This window comes from Kineosporia sp. R_H_3 (genome assembly GCF_002198675.1).
GTDB lineage: Bacteria > Actinomycetota > Actinomycetes > Actinomycetales > Kineosporiaceae > R-H-3.
Genome location: NZ_MWLL01000095.1, coordinates 13,405 through 30,597, shown reverse-complemented (window position 1 = coordinate 30,597; position 17,193 = coordinate 13,405). Strand labels below are relative to the sequence as shown.

The following is a 17,193-nucleotide window of genomic DNA, read 5'->3' as shown; positions in this document are numbered from 1 at the left end:
CCCACCGGGCCGCCGCCCCGACGACCCCGCCGACCGGCGGTCCGTCGACGGGCCGCACCCTGCGCACCGCCGTCCGGGCCACCGCGAGCGTCGCCGCGCTGGCGACCGTGGCCACGGTCGTCGTGGTCACGAGCCAGGACGAGGCCGCGGCCGTCGACCCGCGGCCCGCGGCGTACGTCCTCACGAGCCAGACCGTGTCGGCCGCGCACCCCGCGGACATGCTGCGCGCGACCTGGGTGCTCGCCGACGACCACGACCGGCGGGTCGCGGCGGTCGCCGCCGCCCGGTCCGCCGAGGCGGCCGAGCGCAAGGTCGAGGCCGAGAAGCATCGCCGGGCGGAGCAGGAGAAGGAGCGCCGGGCCGAGGCGGAGCGGAAGGCGAAGGCGAAGGCCGCCGCCGAGCGCCGGGCCGCCGAGCGGCGCCGGGTCGCACGGTCCGCCGCACGCGACCCGAAGGGCGTCGCCCGGGCGATGCTCGCCTCCTACGGGTGGGGCTCCGGCCAGTTCTCCTGCCTCGACGCGCTCTGGACCAAGGAGAGCGGCTGGAACGTCCGCGCCGACAACCCGACGTCGAGCGCGTACGGCATCCCGCAGGCGCTGCCGGGCCGCAAGATGGCGAGCGCCGGCTCCGACTGGCGGACCAACCCCGCGACCCAGATCCGTTGGGGGCTGGGCTACATCGAGAGCACGTACGGCAGCCCGTGCGCGGCCTGGGGCCACAGCCGGGCGCACAACTGGTACTGAGCCGCGGACCCGGCCGGGCGGCGCTCAGCCGGTCGTGACACGGGTCGCGACGACGCGCTGCAGGCCCGCCCCGTTCGTCACCCTGACCGCGACGGTGGTCGTGCCCACGGGCACGGTCACCGTCGTCGTCCAGGCCGTTCTGCCGGCGACCGGTGCGACCCGGGCGACGACGGACCCGTTGCGCAGCAGGTGGTACGCCGCGACCCCGCTCTGCGCGTCGGACGACGCGGTGAACCGGACGGCGACGTGCCGGGCGTCGACGACGCGGGCGGACAGCGCCGGGGCCGCGGGCCGGGTCGTGTCGACGGTGGTCCAGCGCCACGCCGCGGCCGAGGTGAGGCCCGCGCCGTCCGTCGCGACGACGCTCACGGTGTGCCGTCCCGCGAGCGGCCGGACGGCACCCACCGCCGACACCGGGACGACCACCGAGCGGACCGTGGCACCCACCGTCGCGACGACCCGGCCGTCGACCCGCACCGTGTAGCGCCGCACGCCCGACCGGGTGTCCGTCGAGCCGCCCCAGGACACCGCGAGCCCGGTGACCCGGGTGCCGGCCGAGACCTGCTGGCGCACCGTGGGTCCGCTCGGTGCGGTGGGGGCGACGAGGTCGGTCGTCGCGTCGTCCCAGACCTGGATCCGGGCCGCCGCCGCGTCCTGGGACTGCACGCGCAGCAGGAGCGAGGTCCCGGGGACCCGCCAGGGCGTCCCCGCGGGCAGCGCCGGGGAGACCCACCCCGGTGCGTACCAGTCGGCGGACGTCGTCGTCGTGGACCGGCCGGGGCGCAACGAGAGCAGCTGCGTCCAGGGCCGTCTCGCGCCGATCATGAGGTGCGCCTGGACGCCGAGCCAGTCGTCGGCGTACGGCCCGGCCGTCGACCGGTACCCGATGTACAGCACCGTGTTCGCCGGGACGCCGGGGCCGGCGGGCAGCGGGATCCGCAGCGCCCGGACGGCGTCGGCGTCGCCCGGGGCGTGCACGTCGACGGTGAGCGGTGCCGTGACCTCCGCCGGGTCGACGTCCGCTGCCCGCAGCCAGCCGAGGTAGTCCGCCTCGGCGGGGTTCACGTCACCGGTCGGGGTGTCCCACGAGCCGAAGCCCATGACGTCGCTGCGGTCGGCGTACTCGTGCGAGGTGCACGTCGACGACAGCGTCACCTGCCAGGAGTCGGTGACGCACTGGTAGCCGTTCGCGTGGCCGAGGCCGAGGTTGTGGCCGAGCTCGTGCTCGGTGACGCCCTCGTCGAGATAGCCGTTGACCCACAGCGTGTTCCAGCCGATGTAGCCGAGGCCGGCCCAGCCGCACGTGGACGCGCCGGGGAAGTACACGACGAGGTGGTCGGTGACCGACGTCGTCACGACGGAGGGGTTCGCCGCGAACGCGGCCGCGGCGATCGCGGTGTAGTCGCAGCCGGCCACGACATCGGCGGCGAGGGTGATCTTCCGCCAGGGGCGCACGGCGGTCGTGACGTCGAGCGCACCGCCGGACTGGTCCTCCCAGAACGCCGCCGACCGGTCGGCGAGGGTGGTCAGCCGTTCGACCGTGGCGTCCGGCGCGGTGCCCCACCAGACGGGCAGGACCGTGACGCTGTGGGTCCCCGTCGTGGGGACCGCCGTGCGGGTCACGGCGGCGGCGGCGGACCGGCGGGGCGCGGCCGGCTGGGTGGCGTCGACGACGGCGACGTCGTCCGCGGCCGCGGCGAGCCGCTCGACCGCCTCGCCCGGCGAGGTGCCGTAGGGGGCGGAGACGGTGAGCGTCACGGGCCGGTCCGGTGCGACGTCGGGCACCTCCGCGAGCCGGACCCCGACGCCGTCGACGACCGCGACGACCTCCTCGACGTGGCCGAGCCCGAGCGAGGCCGGGCCGCGGTCGCGGGGGTCCGCGACGACGAGCCGGGCCGTGCCCGAGACGGTGAGCGTCGTCGGCAGCACCCGGGTCGCCGCGAGCGCCCCCGCGGCCGGGACGACGACGAGCGCGAGCCCGACGCCGAGGGCGAGCGGCACGAGCCCGCCGATGGCGCGGGGCACGCGGCGCGGGCTCGTCATGCACCCCTCGTCGTCCGCGGCGGCGGGTTCCTGAACCGGGACCACCCGCGCGGCGCAGCCCCTGGGCCGAGCGGTGGATGCTGCCCGCCTAGGCTGGACACGTGGGTGGTCCCGGTGGGTGCGCACCGCCGCCGGAGGGCGGTCCCGCGCTCACGTGGCTGGGGCACTCGAGCGTCCTCGTCGAGGTCGGGGGAGCCCGGGTGCTCGCCGACCCGGTGCTGCGGCAGCGCGTCGGGGCGCTGCGCCGTGCCGTGCCCGCCGCGGCGACCGCGGGCGCCGTCCGGACGCTCGTCGAGGACCCGGTGGACGTCGTCCTGCTCTCCCACCTGCACCACGACCACTGCGACCTGCCGACCCTGCGCCGGCTGCGCCCGCGGCTGCTCGTCGTGCCGCCCGGTGCCCGGGTGTGGCTGGGCCGCAACGGTTTCGACGCCGTCGAGCTCGCGCCCGGGTGCGCGCTGGAGGTCGCGGACGGCGTCCACGTGACGGCGGTGCCCGCCGAGCACCTCGGCCGCCGCGAGCCCTGGGGGCCGACGGCCTCGTCGGTCGGCCACCTCGTCGAGTCCGCGACGGCCTCGGTGTGGCTCGCGGGGGACACCGGCCTGTTCGACGGGATGGCCGGCCTGGCCGGCCTCGGCCGGCGGGGCGTCGTCGACCTCGCCGCGGTCCCGGTCTGGGGCTGGGGGCCCAACCTCGGGCCCGGCCACCTCGACCCGGACCGGGCCGCAGAGGCGGTCGAGACCGTCGGCGCCCGCGTCGCGGTCCCGGTGCACTGGGGGACCTACCACCCGGCAGGGCTGTCGTTCACGATGCGCCACCAGCTCCGGACGCCGGGCGCCCGGTTCGCCGCGGCCGTGGCCGCGCGCGGGGCGCCCACACGCGCGGACGTGATCGCCGTGGGCGCTACGACCCGGCTGCCGGCGGCCGGGTCATCGCGGTGACGTCGAGGAGCCGGTCCAGGGTCGCGTCGTCGATCTCGCCGCGCTCGACGAACCCGAGCGCCACGACCGCCTCCCGGACGGTCGTGCGGTGCGCGACCGCGTGCTTGGCGACCTTCGCGGCGTTCTCGTAGCCGATGACCCGGTTGAGCGGCGTGACGACGGACGGGGACGACTCGGCGAGCGCCCGGGCCCGCGCGACGTCGGGCACGAGGCCGGCGACGCACCGCTCCGCGAGCAGCCGGGACGCCGACGCGAGCAGCCCGACCGACTCCAGGACCGCCCGCGACATCACCGGCACCATGACGTTGAGCTCGAAGGCGCCGCTCGCGCCGGCCCACGCCACGCAGGCGTCGTGGCCGACGACCTGGGCGCAGACCTGGAGCACCGCCTCGGGGACGACCGGGTTCACCTTGCCCGGCATGATCGAGGACCCGGGCTGCAGGTCCGGCAGCCGGATCTCGGCGAGCCCGGTCATCGGGCCGGAGCCCATCCACCGCAGGTCGTTGCAGATCTTCGTCAGGCTCACGGCGACCGTGCGGAGCATCCCGGACAGCTCGACGAGCCCGTCCCGGGCGCCCTGCGCCTCGAAGTGGTCGGCGGCCTCGGTGACCGGCAGGCCGGTGCTCCGGCGCAGCTCGGCGAGCACCCCTGCGGCGAAGCCGGGCGGGGTGTTGATCCCGGTGCCGACGGCGGTGCCGCCGAGCGGCACCTCGGCGCACCGGGGGAGCGCCGCGTGCAGCCTGTCGATGCCGCGCCGGACCTGTGTCGCGTAGCCCCCGAGCTCCTGGCCCAGCGTCACCGGGGTGGCGTCCATGAGGTGCGTCCGCCCGGGCTTGACGACGTCGGTGCACTCGGACGCCTTGTGCCGCAACGCCTCCTCGAGCTCCTCGAGGGCCGGGACGAGCCGTCGGAGCACGGCGTCGGTGGCCGCGAGGTGGACGGCTGTCGGGAAGGTGTCGTTGCTCGACTGGCTCGCGTTCACCTCGTCGTTCGGGTGGACGGCGCGCCCGAGGCGGCGCCCGGCCAGGGTCGCCAGCACCTCGTTCATGTTCATGTTCGTGGAGGTCCCGGAGCCGGTCTGGAAGACGTCGACCGGGAACGCGTCGGCGTGCGCGCCGTCGGCGACCTCGTCGGCAGCCGCGGCGACGGCGTCGGCGACGTCCTGCGGCAGGATGCCGAGCCGGGCGTTCACCCGGGCCGCGGCGGCCTTGACCCGGGCGAGCGCGCGGACGACGGCCGGGTCGACCCGGACGCCGCTCACCGGGAAGTTCTCGACCGCCCGCTGGGTCTGCGCGCCGTAGAGCGCGTCGGCGGGCACGAGCACCTCGCCCATCGTGTCGTGCTCGACCCGGGTCGCCCGTTCGTCGGGCCGCTGCGTGGGTGCGTCCATGCCGACATCCTCGCCCGGCCCGCGACCACTGCCATCCGGGCCCTGCCGGGAGCGGGGTGCGCCGTGCCAGGCTGGGGCCATGTCCGGCACCGAACGACCCCGCCGTCCCGCGGCCGACCTCCTCGTCCTCGCCCAGGGGCTGGCCGCCGCAGGCCTGCTGTGGCCGGGCCGCGCCCGCTGGCGGCTGCCGCGTCCGGTGACCGTCGCGTGCATGGCCGCCGGCGTCGCCGGCACCGCGCTCGCCGAGGAGGGCGTCCGGTTCCTCGGGCGTGACCTCACGCCCTTCGTCGACCCGAAGGACGGCGCGCACCTGCAGACCGCCGGGCCGTACGAGATCAGCCGCAACCCGGTCTACGCGGGGCTGCTCGTCGCCGGCGCCGCCTTCGCGGTGCTGCGCCGCCGGCCCGAGCCGCTCGTCGCGTTCGCGGCGCTCGCCGCGGTGCTGCACGTGAAGTCCGGCGTCGAGGAGCAGCGCCTGCGGGACCGGTTCGGTGAGGAGTACGAGGTCTACGCCGCCCGGACGCCGCGGCTCGTCGGGCTGCCGCGGCCGGTCGCCGCCCGGCCGGCCATCGCGTCCATCGGTCGCGAGGACCACGACCGGTGACCACGGGCGGACCTGCCGGGGGCGGCCCGGAGGACGACGCGGACGAGCCGGCGGACGGTGCGGTCCGCTGGGAGGACGCCTACCGGTCGCCGGCCGCCCGCCCTGCCCCGCAGGCACCGTCGTCCGGCGTCCGCCGCGGTCGCGGCGGGCCCGAGGCCGGCGGCGAGCAGCCGCCGCCGACGCCGGCGTGGGGCACCCCCGACGGTGCGCCGGGGGCCGCGCCCGCGGCGGGGCCCGACACCCGGCCCGCGCCGCAGCGGCAGGGCGGCGCCGGCACGGGCGTCTTCCGCGTCCTCGTCGAGCAGAACGTCGGCAACGGCGGCGACTACCGCTGGGCGGTCGAGCCGGTGCCGACCCTGGCCTACCCGACCCGGGAGGCCGCCCGTGACGGCGCGCTCGAGGCGTGCCGGCGGCTCGAGCCGAAGCACCCGTTCTCCGAGCAGCGGCGCCGGGTCTTCCGGATCACGCCCGACGAGTACCTCGTGACCGTGGACGGGCTCACGACGGCCTTCCACTTCCGGGTGTCGGTCGGGGAGGAGATCGGCTGAGCCGGCCGGCTCAGGCGCGGTGCCGGCCGGCGAGCACGGTGGTCCGCTCCGCGGGCGGGTCCGCGGTCGTCGGAGGTGCCCCCGTCGGGGCGAGGAGCAGGTAGGCCTGGGCGGCGATGATGAGCACGATCGCCGCCCAGTGGCCCCGGGGCACCGGCTGCCCGTAGTGGAAGCGGTCGAGGAGCACGACCCCGACCTGGAGGACGACGATCCAGCCGAACGTCACGGGCGCGAGCTCGGCGTACTGCAGGCTCGACGCGAAGACCCAGAAGAGCAGCACGAACAGGGTGATCCCGAAGGCCGCGAACGCGGGCGATCGGCGGAGCACGGCCTCCTTGGCCGCGTAGGCGCCCGCCAGGTCCAGCGCGGCGAGGACCACCATGGCGACGGCGGCGACCGCGAACGGTGACCAGCTCGCCGGTGCGCGCAACAACATGGGGGACTCCTCGGGGAGGGCTTGCCGGACAGGAGCCGCGGCCTGGGCGCAGGGATACACCGGGACGACAACTGATTACTAAAGGTGCTTGAGCGACTACAGAAGGTAGGACCGATGGTCGCGCACATCTGCGGGCAGGAGGGGCGTGTCGGTCGGAGTCACCCGAAGACCTGACATCCGTCACGTGACGGGGCGGCCCGGCGGGCGCACGGACGGGCTGCGAGGATGACCTCCGTGGACGACGGGTCGCGGCAGGCGCCGCGCGCGGTGACGCTCGACGCTGCGGTGGACCGAGCACGCGCGCTGCTCGCCTCCGGCCGCCGGACGGTCCTGGGCATCGTCGGCCCGCCGGGCGCGGGCAAGTCCACGGTCTCCGCGGCCCTCGTCGCGGCCCTGCCCGCCGGCAGCGCGGTCGTCGTCCCGATGGACGGGTACCACCTCGCCCAGGCCGAGCTCGAGCGGCTCGGCCGCGCGATGCGCAAGGGGGCCCCGGACACCTTCGACGCGGCCGGGTTCGTCGCCCTCCTGGCCCGGGTCGCGGCGCAGCCCAGGACGGCGCCGGACGGGCCGCGAGCGGACCCGACGGACGGCGTCGTCTGGGCGCCGCTGTTCCGCCGCGAGATCGAGGAGCCGATCGCGAACGCCGTCCCGGTCGACCCGGCGACCCCGCTCGTCGTCGTCGAGGGCAACTACCTGCTCCTCGAGGACGGCGCGTGGGCCGGCGTCCGGCCGCTGCTCGACGAGTGCTGGTACGCCGACCTCGACGACGCCGTGCGCGTCGAGCGGCTCATCGCCCGCCACGTCGCGCACGGGCGCACGCCCGAGGCCGCCGCCGAGTGGGTGCACCGCAGCGACGAGGCGAACGCCCGCCTCGTCGCTCGAACCGCCGTCCGCGCCGACCTGCTCGTGAGGATCCCGTGACCGCCACCCCGCCCCAGCCCCCGGACCGCACCGAGATGCCGGTGGCCGACCTCGGCCGTCGGGCCTACTCCTTCCTCAACTGCCTCGTCGCCCCGCGGCCCATCGCCTGGGTGAGCACGGTCGACGCGCAGGGCCGGCGCAACCTCGCGCCGCACTCGTACTTCACGATCGCCTCGGCCGAGCCCGCCGTCGTCTCGTTCACGTCGATCGGGCGCAAGGACTCGCTGCGCAACATCGAGGCGACCGGAGAGCTGACGATCAGCGTCGTGCCCTGGCGGCTGCGCGAGGCCGCGAACCTCACGTCGATCGACGCCCCCGCGGGCACCGACGAGTTCGAGGTCGCCGGGCTGACGCCGGTGCCCTCGGTCGCCGTCCGCCCGCCGCGGGTCGGCGAGGCCCCGGCGAGCATGGAGTGCCGGCTCGTCGAGGTCCGCAGCTTCGGCGAGCTGCCCCGGTCCGGCCACGTCGTCTTCGCGGAGGTCCTCCACGTGAGCGTCGACCCGGCCTACCTCGCCGAGGACGGGCTGCCGGACCTCGAACGCATGGGCAACGCGACGCGCGCCGACCGGATGAACTGGTTCTCGCTCGGGGAGCGGGAGGCGATCACGCGCCCGGTGTGGGGCCGGCAGGAGCCGGCGCGGGAGCCAGGTACAGCGCGTACGTGAAGGCGCGGCCCTCGCGCTCGACGAGGTGGAGCACCTCGTCGCAGCTGCCGAGGACGTCCTCGAGCGCGGCCCGCACCCTCGGTGACGGGCTCGCCGACCACACCGCGAGGACGCCGCCGGCGCGCAGCCGGGTCGCCGCGAGCCGCAGGAACGGGGCGTCGTAGAGGGCGTCGTTGGCGTCGTGCACGAGGAAGTCCGGGCCGTTGTCGACGTCGAGGAGCACGGCGTCCAGGGAGCCCGGCGGCGTCCCGGTGACGACGTCCCGGACGTCCGCGACGACGACCTGCACCCGCGGGTCGTCGAGCAGCCCGGCCGCGGGCGGGACCAGCCCCGCGCGGGTCCACTCGACGAGCGGCCCGTGCAGCTCGGCGACGACGACCGACGTGACGTGCGGGTCGGCGAGGACCCGGCGGGTCGTGAAGCCGAGCCCGAGCCCGCCCACGAGGACCGTCCGGCCGCCGTCCCCGGCCGGGCCGGCGTGCGCCGCGACCCGGTCGAGGGCGAGCGTGGCGAGCAGCTCCTCGGTGCCGACGTCCACGGTGTCCATCGCGAAGACGCCGTTGACGACGAGCTCGTACGTCGCCGGCGGCCGGCACCGCAGCACGACCTCGCCGTGCGCGTCCCGGGCGCGGGCGAGCGTCGTCGGCGGTGCGTCGACGTCCTCCACGGTGCTCAGTCGAGGTCGCTCGCGGCCGCCCCGGGCAGGGGTGCGTCGACGCCGACGTCCCCGAGGGCCTCGACGAGCCGGACCCGGCCCTCGTCGAGCCGGTAGACGACGCCGACGACGCCGACCTGCCCGCTCGCGACCCGCTCCGCGATCGCCGCCGAGCGCTCGACGATGAGCTGGACGGTGTGCCGGGTGTGGTCCTCGGTGAGGGCGTCCGGGTCGGTGTCCTCGAGCGCGTCGCCGTGCTGCCGCCCGGTCACCAGGCTGGGCGTGACCCGCTCGACGATGTCGCGGACGTAGCCGCCGGGGTAGATCCCGGTCCGGTGGGTCTCGAGGGTCGCGCGGATCGCCCCGCACGAGTCGTGCCCGAGGACGACGACGAGGGGGATGCCCATGACGGTGACGCCGAACTCGAGCGAGCCGAGGACGCCGCCGTCGACGACGTGGCCGGCGGTGCGGACGACGGCGAGGTCGCCGAGCCCGCGGTCGAAGACGATCTCGGCGGCCACCCGGGAGTCCATGCAGCCGAAGACGGCGGCGAAGGGGTGCTGCCCCTGCACGGCGGTCTGCTGCCGCCGGCCGAGGTCCTGGTTCGGGTGCTCCGGGCTGCCGTCGACGAACCGGCGGTTGCCGGCGAGCAGTGCGGCGAACGCGTCGCGCGGCGTGCGGGGTTGCTCCACGGGCCGCAATCCTGCCAGTCGGGGGAGTTCCCGCCCGGGGACCGCACCGAGGTCTGCGTCACGTCCGGGGTCACGGGGATACAGTGAGCGACCGTGGCGGACGAGCGAGCTCACACGTGGACGTTCCTGAGCAACCACGGGCATGTGCTGCTGGCGGTGGCCGACGACCCCGACGCCCGGATCCGGGACATCGCGGAGCGGGTCGGCATCACCGAGCGCGCGGCGCAGCTCATCATCGGCGACCTGGTGTCGGCCGGGTACGTCACGCGGACCCGGGTCGGCCGGCGCAACAGCTACCGGCTCGCTGCGCAGCAGCCCTTCCGGCACCCCGCGGAGTCCGGGCGTCTCGTCGACGACCTCGTCGCGATCTTCCGGCGCCGTCCTGACGGGGAGTCCGTCGACGGAAACTGAATTCATGAATCGCACTATACCTATTGGCTCGGGCCGGTGCCGGTCCGTAGGAGTCCCGGCGACGGGCCGCCGTCGCGGTGCCGCCTAGACTTCGGGCCGTGGCGACGCAGGCTGTTCCGCGGGAGGCGGCTCCGGAGTCGGAGGGCGCGACCCGGCCGCAGTGGCGCCCCCGGGTGCCGCGGATCGTGGCCTGGGTCGTCCGGGTGGCGGCGGTCATCGCCGTCCTCGACGTCCTCGACCCGGCCGAGCGGCCCAAGCCGCTGCTCGGCCCGGCGATGGACGCCCTCGTCGACGGCACGTCCTTCGCGACCGCGATGTGCTCCGCGGGCGCGATGCTCGTGCTCGCCGGTGCCCTGCAGCGTCGCAAGCGCCGGGCCTGGAACCTCATGGTCGTCGTCGTCCTGGCCGGGGCGGTGGCGCACCTCAAGGCCGAGCGCTGGCTCGTCGTGGCGATCAACCTCGCCGTCCTCGGCCTGCTCGTCTGGGCCCGGAAGGACTTCACGGCCCGCTCGGAGCGGGCGACCCGGCGGGCGGCGCTGCGGGTGTTCGTCGTCCTCGGCACCGTCTCGTTCATCGCCGGCCTGTTCCTCACCGCGCGGACGGCGCCCGGGTCGCCGATGTCGGCCCGGCTCGTCGAGACGTTCTTCGGGCTCGTCGGCTTCACCCCCGACCTGGAGTTCCCCCGCACGTACGCCTCGGACGTCACCGAGTTCGCCCTGAACAGCCTCGGCGCGCTGACGGCCCTGCTCACGCTCGTCGCGCTGCTGCGCCCGGCACGCAAGGCCCCCGCCCTCACCGCGCAGGACGAGGAGCGGCTGCGGGACCTGCTCGCGAGGTTCGGCGGCCGGGACTCCCTCGGCTACTTCGCGCTGCGCGGCGACAAGACCGCGATCTTCTCCCCGAGCGGGAAGGCCGCGGTCGTCTACCGGGTCATCGGGTCCGTGACGCTCGCCTCCGGCGACCCGCTCGGGGACCCGGAGGCGTGGCCGCAGGCGATCGAGGCGTGGCTCGACGAGGCCTACGAGTACGCGTGGACCCCCGGCGTCGTCGGGGCCTCGGAGGCCGCCGCGATCGCCTACCGCCGGGCCGGCCTCGACAGCCTCGAGCTGGGTGACGAGGCGGTCCTCGACCTCGAGGAGTTCTCGCTCGAGGGGCGCTCGATGCGCGGCGTCCGCCAGGCCGTGAACCGGGTGCGGCGAGCGGGCTACACCCTCGACGTCCGCCGCCAGCGCGACCTCGCCACCGAGGACGTCGTCGAGGTCATCACGACCGCGGACGCGCTGCGCGAGGAGGACGTCGAGCGCGGCTTCTCGATGGCCCTCGGCCGGCTCGGCGACTCCCGCGACCCCGACCTGCTCATCGCCCGGACCCGGGACGGCGAGGGCCGGCTCGTCGCCGTCCTCGCGTTCGTGCCGTGGGGCAGCGACGGGCTGTCTCTCGACCTCATGCGCCGCGCCCAGGGCAGCGAGAACGGCACCGTCGAGTTCGTCGTCACCGGGGTCGTCGACGCCGTCCGGGCGATGGGGGTCACCCGGATCTCGCTGAACTTCGCGGTCTTCCGGTCGGTCTTCGAGCGCGGCTCGCGGGTCGGTGCCGGACCGGTCCTGCGGGTGTGGCACCGGCTCCTCATGATCGCCTCCAAGTGGTGGCAGATCGAGTCCCTCTACCGCGCGAACGTCAAGTACAACCCCGAGTGGGTGCCGCGGTTCGTGTGCTTCCGCAAGGCCGCCGAGCTGCCGCGCGTGGTCATCGCCGCGGCCGAGGCGGAGGCGTTCATCCAGCGCCCCCGGCTGCGCTGGCTCGCTCCGTGACGCCGTCCCCGCACGACTGGGCGGGGGCCCGCGCGACCGCCGGCACGGCGTGCGCACCGGTGGCGCCGCGCCGCACCGGGCTCGACCACGCCGCGGGGGCCGTGCTCGCCACGGACGCGCTCGCGCTCACCGACCTGCCGGCGACGGACACGAGCGCCATGGACGGCTGGGCCGTGGCCGGCCCGGCGCCGTGGCGCCTCGTCGGCGCCGTCCTCGCCGGCGAGGTGCCGGGACCGCTCGCCGACGGCACCGCCGTGACCATCGCGACCGGGGCGGTCATGCCGCCGCGGGCGGACGGGGTGCTGCGCCGGGAACGGGGGCACGTCGCGCCGCTGGCGGACGGCGCCGCCCGGGTCGTGCCCGCGCCCGGCGTCGAGGCCGGCGCCGCGCTCGCCCGGGACGTCCGACGGGCCGGCGGCGAGTGCCGGGCCGGGGACGTCGTCCTGCCGGCCGGGACGCTGCTCGGCCCCGCGGCCGTGGGCCTGCTCGCCGCGGCCGGCCACGACCACGTCGAGGTCCGCCGGGCCGGTGTCGACGTCCTCGTGCTCGGCGACGAGCTGCTCGGGTCGGGACCGGCCCGGGACGGCCGGCTCCGCGACGCCCTCGGCCCGCTCCTCACTGCCTGGCTGCCCGCCCTGGGGCTCGCCGTGACGTCCCGGCGGCACGTGCCCGACACCGCGGCCGCGCTCGACCTCGCGCTGCGGTCCTGCACCGGTGACGTCGTGGTGACGACCGGCTCGACGGCGCGCGGCCCGGTCGACCACCTGCACGCCGTCCTCGCCGCGGCCGGCGCCCGGCTCGTCGTCGACGGGGTCGCCGTCCGGCCCGGTCACCCGATGCTGCTCGCCGTGCTGCCCGACGGGCGTCCCCTCGTCGGGCTGCCGGGCAACCCGCTCGCCGCGGTGTCGGGGCTGCTCACCCTGCTCGACCCGGTCGTCGCGGCGCTGCACGCCCGCCCGGCCCCGCCGCGGTCGGTCGTCCGCCTCGCGGAGCGCGTCGAGGCCGGCGCCGAGGCGACCCGGCTCGTGCCGCTGCACGCCGGGCGGCCGGCGCTGTTCGCCGGACCGGGGATGCTCCGGGGGTTGGCCACGGCGGACGTCGTCGCGGTCGTCCCGCCGGGCGGTGCCGGTGCGGGGGACGAGGTCGAGGCACTGACGCTGCCCGGCTCCCGCTGACCCGCGGACGACGCGCCGCACTGAGCACCGATACCCATGGGCGCCGCCGGGGCCGCCCGTAGGGTTCGGGACATGCACCCCGTGACCCGGTTCGAGGCCCTCGGCCTCACCGTGGGGACCCATCAGCTGTTCGTCGCCCTCGGCGTCCTCGTCGCCGCGGTCGTCGTCGTCCTGGAGTCCCGCCGGCGCGGGACCTGGGGCGACGAGATGCTCGTCGCCGTCGCGGGCGGGCTCGTCGGCGGCGCGCTCGGGATGCGCGCGAGCGGCTTCCTCCGGGACCCGGTGGCGGTCCTCGACGCCGGGGTCGCCCAGGTCTGGCAGTACGGCGCGAAGAGCGTCCTCGGCGGGCTGACCGGCGCCTACCTCGGCGTCGTCGTCGCCAAGCGGCTCATCGGCTACCGGGAGCGCACCGGGGACGTCTTCGCGCCCGCCGTCGCGCTCGGGATGGCCGTCGGGCGGATCGGCTGCCTGCTCACCGAGGCGCCGGGCCGGCCGACCTCGCTGCCGTGGGGCGTCGTCCTGACCCCCGAGCAGGCGGCCTCGATCCCGCAGTGCCCCTCGTGCGCGGCCGGCGTCCCGCTGCACCCGTCGTTCGGCTACGAGATCGCGTTCCACCTCCTCGCGTTCGCCGCCCTGCTCCGGCTGCGCGACCGGCTGCACCGGCCCGGGGCCCTGCTCACCGTCTACCTCGCCGGGTACGCGGTGTTCCGGTTCGCCGTCGAGTTCCTGCGGGACAACGAGGTCGTCGCCGTCGGCCTGACCCGCGGCCAGGTCTACCTCGCCGCCCTGGCGCCGCTCGTCGTGTGGCGGCTCGCCGTCCTCGTCCGCGACGAGCGGCGGCACCGTGCGCCGTCCGCCGGGAGCGCCGTCCCCGAGACCTCCGTCCCCGAGACCTCCGTCCCAGCAGCATCCGTCCCCGAAACCCCTGTCTCCGAAGGGACTCCCGCATGAGCCAGCCGCCGTCCGACGAGCCGACCCCGCCGGGGCAGGGCAGCGCCGACTGGGCGCAGCCGTCCCCGGGGTCGCCGCCGCCGCTGCCGCCGTCCGGCTACGGACCGCCCGCCGGCTACGTGCCGCCGGCCGCCCCCGGGGGGCCGCCGGGCCCGGCCGGCAGGCCGAAGCGGTTCAGCGGCGGCGGCATCGTCCTGGGGATCCTCGGCTCCTGGGCGATCCTCGTGCTCCCGACCCTCGTCGCGCTCGGGTTCTCGAACGTCCTCTCGGACGTCGGCGTCGGGGGCGCCGCGGTGCTCGTCATCCTGCTCTCGGGGATCGCCCCGCTCGTCGTCGGCGCCGTCCTCGTCGGGCGCGGGTCGCCGATGCGCCGGGGCGTGGGCCTCGGCATGTTCATCGGCTGGGGCCTGGCGATCGTCATCGGCGCCGGGGCCTGCTTCGCCCTCATCGCCGCACTGAGCAGCACGGGAGGCTGACGTGGTGGTCATGGGCCCCGGCATGGGCCTGCGGGGGGACCGCATCCTGCGCTACGTCAACGCCTTCTGCCCGACGTGCCACCGGGCCGACCCGGAGCGGCCGCTCGCCGACGTCCGGCGGCTGTCGGGCCGGCTCGTCGACCGGGACGGGCGGGTCTGGCTCGAACGCGGCTGCCCGGAGCACGGCCTGCAGCGCACGCTCTACGACGAGAGCGCCGAGATCCTCACGTACCTGGAGAAGTGGCAGGCGCCGACGAAGCGCCACGTGCCGGACGTCCCGGGCAACTACGACCCGGTGCCGCAGGCCTACCTGCGCGGGCTGGGGGAGATGCAGACCCAGCACACGTGCATCCTCCTCGAGGACGTCATCGAGGAGTGCAACCTGCGCTGCCCGACGTGCTTCACCGACTCCTCGCCCGACCTCGCCGGGGCGGTCCCGGTCGCGGACGTGCTCGCGAACGTCGACACCCGGCTGTCGCGCGAGAACGGCCGGATCGACGTCGTCATGCTCAGCGGCGGCGAGCCGACCCTGCACCCGGGGCTCGCGGCGATCCTCGAAGGGCTCGTCGCGCGGCCGGTCGTCCGGATCCTGCTCAACACCAACGGGGTCCGGATCGCCCGTGACGACGCGCTCGTCGCGCTGCTGCGCCGGCACCGGGAACGGGTCGAGGTCTACCTGCAGTACGACGGGCCGCGGGCGGAGGCGTCCCGGCACCACCGCGGCGGCGACCTCACGGCGGTGAAAGCGGCTGCGGTGCAACGGCTCTCGGCGGCCGGGGTGTTCACCACGCTGACGATGACCGTGGCGCTGGGGGTCAACGACGACCAGATCGGCGACGTCCTGCGGCTCGCGCTCGCGACGCCGTACGTGGGCGGCGTCGCGATCCAGCCGGTCTTCGGCTCCGGCCGGACGCGCCCGATCGACCCGCTCGACAGGCTGACGCACACCGGCGTCCTCGCCCGGCTCGGCCCGCAGACCGACGGCGAGGTGACCTGGCGCGACCTCACGGCGCTGCCGTGCTCGCACCCGCACTGCGCGAGCGTCGGCTACCTCCTGCGTGACGACGCCGGGGCCTGGCGATCGCTCGTCGGGGTCGTCGGCGAGGAGCGCCTCCTGGCGAACCTCGGGATCGTCGCGAACCGGGTCGCGGACGACGAGGTGCCGCGCGCGCTGCGGGACGCCGTCCGGGAGTCCCTGCTCGGGCTGCTGTCGGAGCAGTCGAGCCTGTCGCACCCGGCGGTCGGCGACCTGTGGCGGGACATCTGCCAGACCTGCGACCTCGGCATCGGCACGCTGACCCGGCTCGTCGCGTCGTCCCTGCCGGGGCGCGGCAAGGCCCTGCGGTCGATGCTCGGCGAGCGCGTGGTCCGGGTGACGGTCAAGCCGTTCATGGACATGGACACGATGATCGAGGAGCGGCTCGTCCAGTGCTGCGTGCACGTCGGCACCCGGGGCCCGGCGGACGGCGGGCAGCCGGGCGGGCAGACCGGCGGCCCGACCGGTGCCGGGCCGGACGTCGACCGGTGCGCGCCGTTCTGCGCGGTCCAGGCGTGGCCGGCGCTGGCCCGGCAGCGGCTCTCGACGGCGGCGGGAGCGGGCGCCCGGCGTCCGGTCGTGCTGCCGGTGCCGACGGTGCCGACCGTGCCGACCGTGCCGACGGTGCAGAGGCCGCGGGCCGACCTGCGGGTCGAGGACGTGGAGGTGCTGTCGTGACGAGCATGCCCGGGGCGGCCGGCGGAGCGGACCAGGAGTACCGCTACGTCCCGCCGGAGCAGGTGCCGCCGTTCGACCCGTTGCGGCTGTGCATCTTCGCGACGGTCTCGCTCATCACGTGGCTCGTCGGCCCGGTCGCGCTCGTGGTCTTCGCGGGCCTCGGCCTGGCCGGCTACGTCCGCGCCCGCCGGGCCGGGCTCACCCGGAGCAAGTGCTTCCTGCGCGACACCCGGCTCGTCATCGGGTACCTCGGGCTGCTCGCGGTGGTCGGGGTCGTCGCGGCGGTCTGGCCGTTCGTCCGCTGACGGCGACGGCGGCCGGGGTCAGTCCAGCCCGAGCCGCCGCAGCCGGAGCTGCTCGGCGAAGATGACGCGGCGCACCTCGTCGCCGGCCGCCTCGGGGTCGTCGAAGCGGACGACGGTGTCGGCGTGGTCGGGGGCCCGCAGCGCCTGGTCGGAGCGCAGCACGGTGCCGGAGACGGTCAACGTGCTGCCGTCCGGCAGGTCGAGCCGGCTCTCGACGGTCGCGCCGGCGCCGAGCGGGTCGCCGAGGAGCAGGCAGCGCAGGCCGCCCTCGCCGAGGTCCGTCGTCCGGCCGGTGAGCCCCGGCGCGAGCGTCACCGGCAGGGCGATCGGGCACCGGAAGTACTCCCGGCGCTGGATCCGGACCGGCTCGCCGGTGACCGCGAGCCACCACAGCCGCAGCACGGCCGGCTCCGCGTTCCACACGGTCGAGGAGTCGTAGGCCACCGGCAGCTCGACGACGCCGTCGGGCAGCGTCCAGGTCAGCGTGCAGGCGGTCCCGGCGCCGGGCTCCTCGCTGTCGCCGGGGAAGCGCGGCGTCGCGACGAGCACCCGCCGCGGGCCGTCGGCCGGTGCGCCGGGCACGACCTGGACGTCCTCGACGCGCGAGGGCACGTCGCAGGCCCGCAGGCCGTCCGCCGGGTCCTCGCTGTGCCCGACGGCGACCCTGACGAGCGTGTTGATCGAGGGCAGCACGCACTGGTCATCGGCAAAC

General features: G+C 76.3%; 19 protein-coding genes. 13 read left to right on the top strand and 6 right to left on the bottom strand.

The genetic code is table 11. The features are described 5' to 3' along the window. The first annotated feature begins 107 nt into the window (after positions 1-107). Positions 108-743, top strand: coding sequence for a lytic transglycosylase domain-containing protein (locus ECOMGDLI_RS08455; RefSeq protein ID WP_369812729.1), 636 nt, complete (start codon positions 108-110; stop codon positions 741-743). 24 nt (positions 744-767) lie between these two features. Here ECOMGDLI_RS08455 and ECOMGDLI_RS08450 read toward each other — a convergent pair whose 3' ends face one another. Next, complete coding sequence (locus ECOMGDLI_RS08450) at positions 768-2,786, bottom strand: hypothetical protein (RefSeq protein WP_088316016.1); 2,019 nt, start codon at positions 2,784-2,786, stop codon at positions 768-770. A gap of 101 nt (positions 2,787-2,887) precedes the next feature. Between ECOMGDLI_RS08450 and ECOMGDLI_RS08445 the strand changes: the two genes are divergently transcribed. Next, a complete protein-coding gene (locus ECOMGDLI_RS08445) occupies positions 2,888-3,727 on the top strand; it encodes an MBL fold metallo-hydrolase (protein WP_088316014.1) in 840 nt (279 codons plus the stop codon). Here ECOMGDLI_RS08445 and ECOMGDLI_RS08440 read toward each other — a convergent pair. Then, positions 3,690-5,117 (bottom strand): class II fumarate hydratase, encoded by a 1,428-nt coding sequence (locus ECOMGDLI_RS08440; RefSeq protein ID WP_198954684.1) that lies wholly within the window; start codon positions 5,115-5,117, stop codon positions 3,690-3,692. The genes ECOMGDLI_RS08445 and ECOMGDLI_RS08440 overlap by 38 nt on opposite strands. Before the next feature lie 79 nt (positions 5,118-5,196). Between ECOMGDLI_RS08440 and ECOMGDLI_RS08435 the strand changes: the two genes are divergently transcribed. Continuing rightward, positions 5,197-5,721, top strand: a complete 525-nt coding sequence (locus ECOMGDLI_RS08435; protein WP_158220941.1) for an isoprenylcysteine carboxylmethyltransferase family protein — start codon at positions 5,197-5,199, stop codon at positions 5,719-5,721. Next, positions 5,718-6,269: a hypothetical protein gene (locus ECOMGDLI_RS08430; protein WP_088316010.1), complete on the top strand. Its 552-nt coding sequence runs from the start codon at positions 5,718-5,720 to the stop codon at positions 6,267-6,269. The genes ECOMGDLI_RS08435 and ECOMGDLI_RS08430 overlap by 4 nt, the downstream gene beginning before the upstream one ends. Before the next feature lie 10 nt (positions 6,270-6,279). Here ECOMGDLI_RS08430 and ECOMGDLI_RS08425 read toward each other — a convergent pair whose 3' ends face one another. Then, entirely contained in the window at positions 6,280-6,705 is a 426-nt protein-coding gene (locus ECOMGDLI_RS08425) for a hypothetical protein (protein ID WP_088316008.1), read from the bottom strand. Positions 6,706-6,939: 234 nt separating this feature from the next. Between ECOMGDLI_RS08425 and ECOMGDLI_RS08420 the strand changes: the two genes are divergently transcribed. Next, positions 6,940-7,626 (top strand): nucleoside/nucleotide kinase family protein, encoded by a 687-nt coding sequence (locus ECOMGDLI_RS08420; protein WP_233153367.1) that lies wholly within the window; start codon positions 6,940-6,942, stop codon positions 7,624-7,626. Continuing rightward, on the top strand, positions 7,623-8,291 hold the full coding sequence (locus tag ECOMGDLI_RS08415; protein ID WP_088316005.1) for a flavin reductase family protein: 669 nt from the start codon (positions 7,623-7,625) through the stop codon (positions 8,289-8,291). Before ECOMGDLI_RS08420 ends, ECOMGDLI_RS08415 begins: the two co-directional genes overlap by 4 nt. Here ECOMGDLI_RS08415 and ECOMGDLI_RS08410 read toward each other — a convergent pair. Further along, positions 8,230-8,958, bottom strand: coding sequence for a hypothetical protein (locus ECOMGDLI_RS08410; protein ID WP_088316003.1), 729 nt, complete (start codon positions 8,956-8,958; stop codon positions 8,230-8,232). The two genes, ECOMGDLI_RS08415 and ECOMGDLI_RS08410, sit on opposite strands and share 62 nt — an antisense overlap. A 5-nt stretch (positions 8,959-8,963) precedes the next feature. After that, a complete protein-coding gene (locus ECOMGDLI_RS08405; RefSeq protein ID WP_233153366.1) occupies positions 8,964-9,638 on the bottom strand; it encodes a carbonic anhydrase in 675 nt (224 codons plus the stop codon). Positions 9,639-9,731: 93 nt separating this feature from the next. Here ECOMGDLI_RS08405 and ECOMGDLI_RS08400 point away from each other — a divergent pair, with 93 nt between their 5' ends. The 7 genes from ECOMGDLI_RS08400 (at position 9,732) to ECOMGDLI_RS08370 (ending at position 16,481) form a co-directional block, all read left to right on the top strand. Then, positions 9,732-10,049: a winged helix-turn-helix domain-containing protein gene (locus ECOMGDLI_RS08400; protein WP_088315999.1), complete on the top strand. Its 318-nt coding sequence runs from the start codon at positions 9,732-9,734 to the stop codon at positions 10,047-10,049. A gap of 98 nt (positions 10,050-10,147) precedes the next feature. Further along, positions 10,148-11,860, top strand: a complete 1,713-nt coding sequence (locus tag ECOMGDLI_RS08395; protein WP_198954681.1) for a phosphatidylglycerol lysyltransferase domain-containing protein — start codon at positions 10,148-10,150, stop codon at positions 11,858-11,860. Continuing rightward, the gene (locus tag ECOMGDLI_RS08390; RefSeq protein WP_198954680.1) at positions 11,857-13,035 is read left to right on the top strand and encodes a molybdopterin molybdotransferase MoeA; all 1,179 of its coding nucleotides are present in this window, start codon (positions 11,857-11,859) and stop codon (positions 13,033-13,035) included. Before ECOMGDLI_RS08395 ends, ECOMGDLI_RS08390 begins: the two co-directional genes overlap by 4 nt. A 72-nt stretch (positions 13,036-13,107) precedes the next feature. Then, positions 13,108-13,986, top strand: coding sequence for a prolipoprotein diacylglyceryl transferase (locus tag ECOMGDLI_RS08385; RefSeq protein ID WP_088315997.1), 879 nt, complete (start codon positions 13,108-13,110; stop codon positions 13,984-13,986). Then, complete coding sequence (locus ECOMGDLI_RS08380) at positions 13,983-14,462, top strand: hypothetical protein (RefSeq protein WP_088315995.1); 480 nt, start codon at positions 13,983-13,985, stop codon at positions 14,460-14,462. Before ECOMGDLI_RS08385 ends, ECOMGDLI_RS08380 begins: the two co-directional genes overlap by 4 nt. 10 nt (positions 14,463-14,472) lie before the next feature. Continuing rightward, entirely contained in the window at positions 14,473-16,176 is a 1,704-nt protein-coding gene (locus ECOMGDLI_RS08375; RefSeq protein ID WP_088316024.1) for a radical SAM protein, read from the top strand. A gap of 5 nt (positions 16,177-16,181) precedes the next feature. After that, positions 16,182-16,481, top strand: coding sequence for a hypothetical protein (locus ECOMGDLI_RS08370; RefSeq protein ID WP_369812728.1), 300 nt, complete (start codon positions 16,182-16,184; stop codon positions 16,479-16,481). A gap of 18 nt (positions 16,482-16,499) precedes the next feature. Here ECOMGDLI_RS08370 and ECOMGDLI_RS08365 read toward each other — a convergent pair whose 3' ends face one another. Further along, positions 16,500-17,174: a flagellar brake protein gene (locus ECOMGDLI_RS08365; RefSeq protein ID WP_088315993.1), complete on the bottom strand. Its 675-nt coding sequence runs from the start codon at positions 17,172-17,174 to the stop codon at positions 16,500-16,502. Positions 17,175-17,193 lie beyond the last annotated feature (19 nt).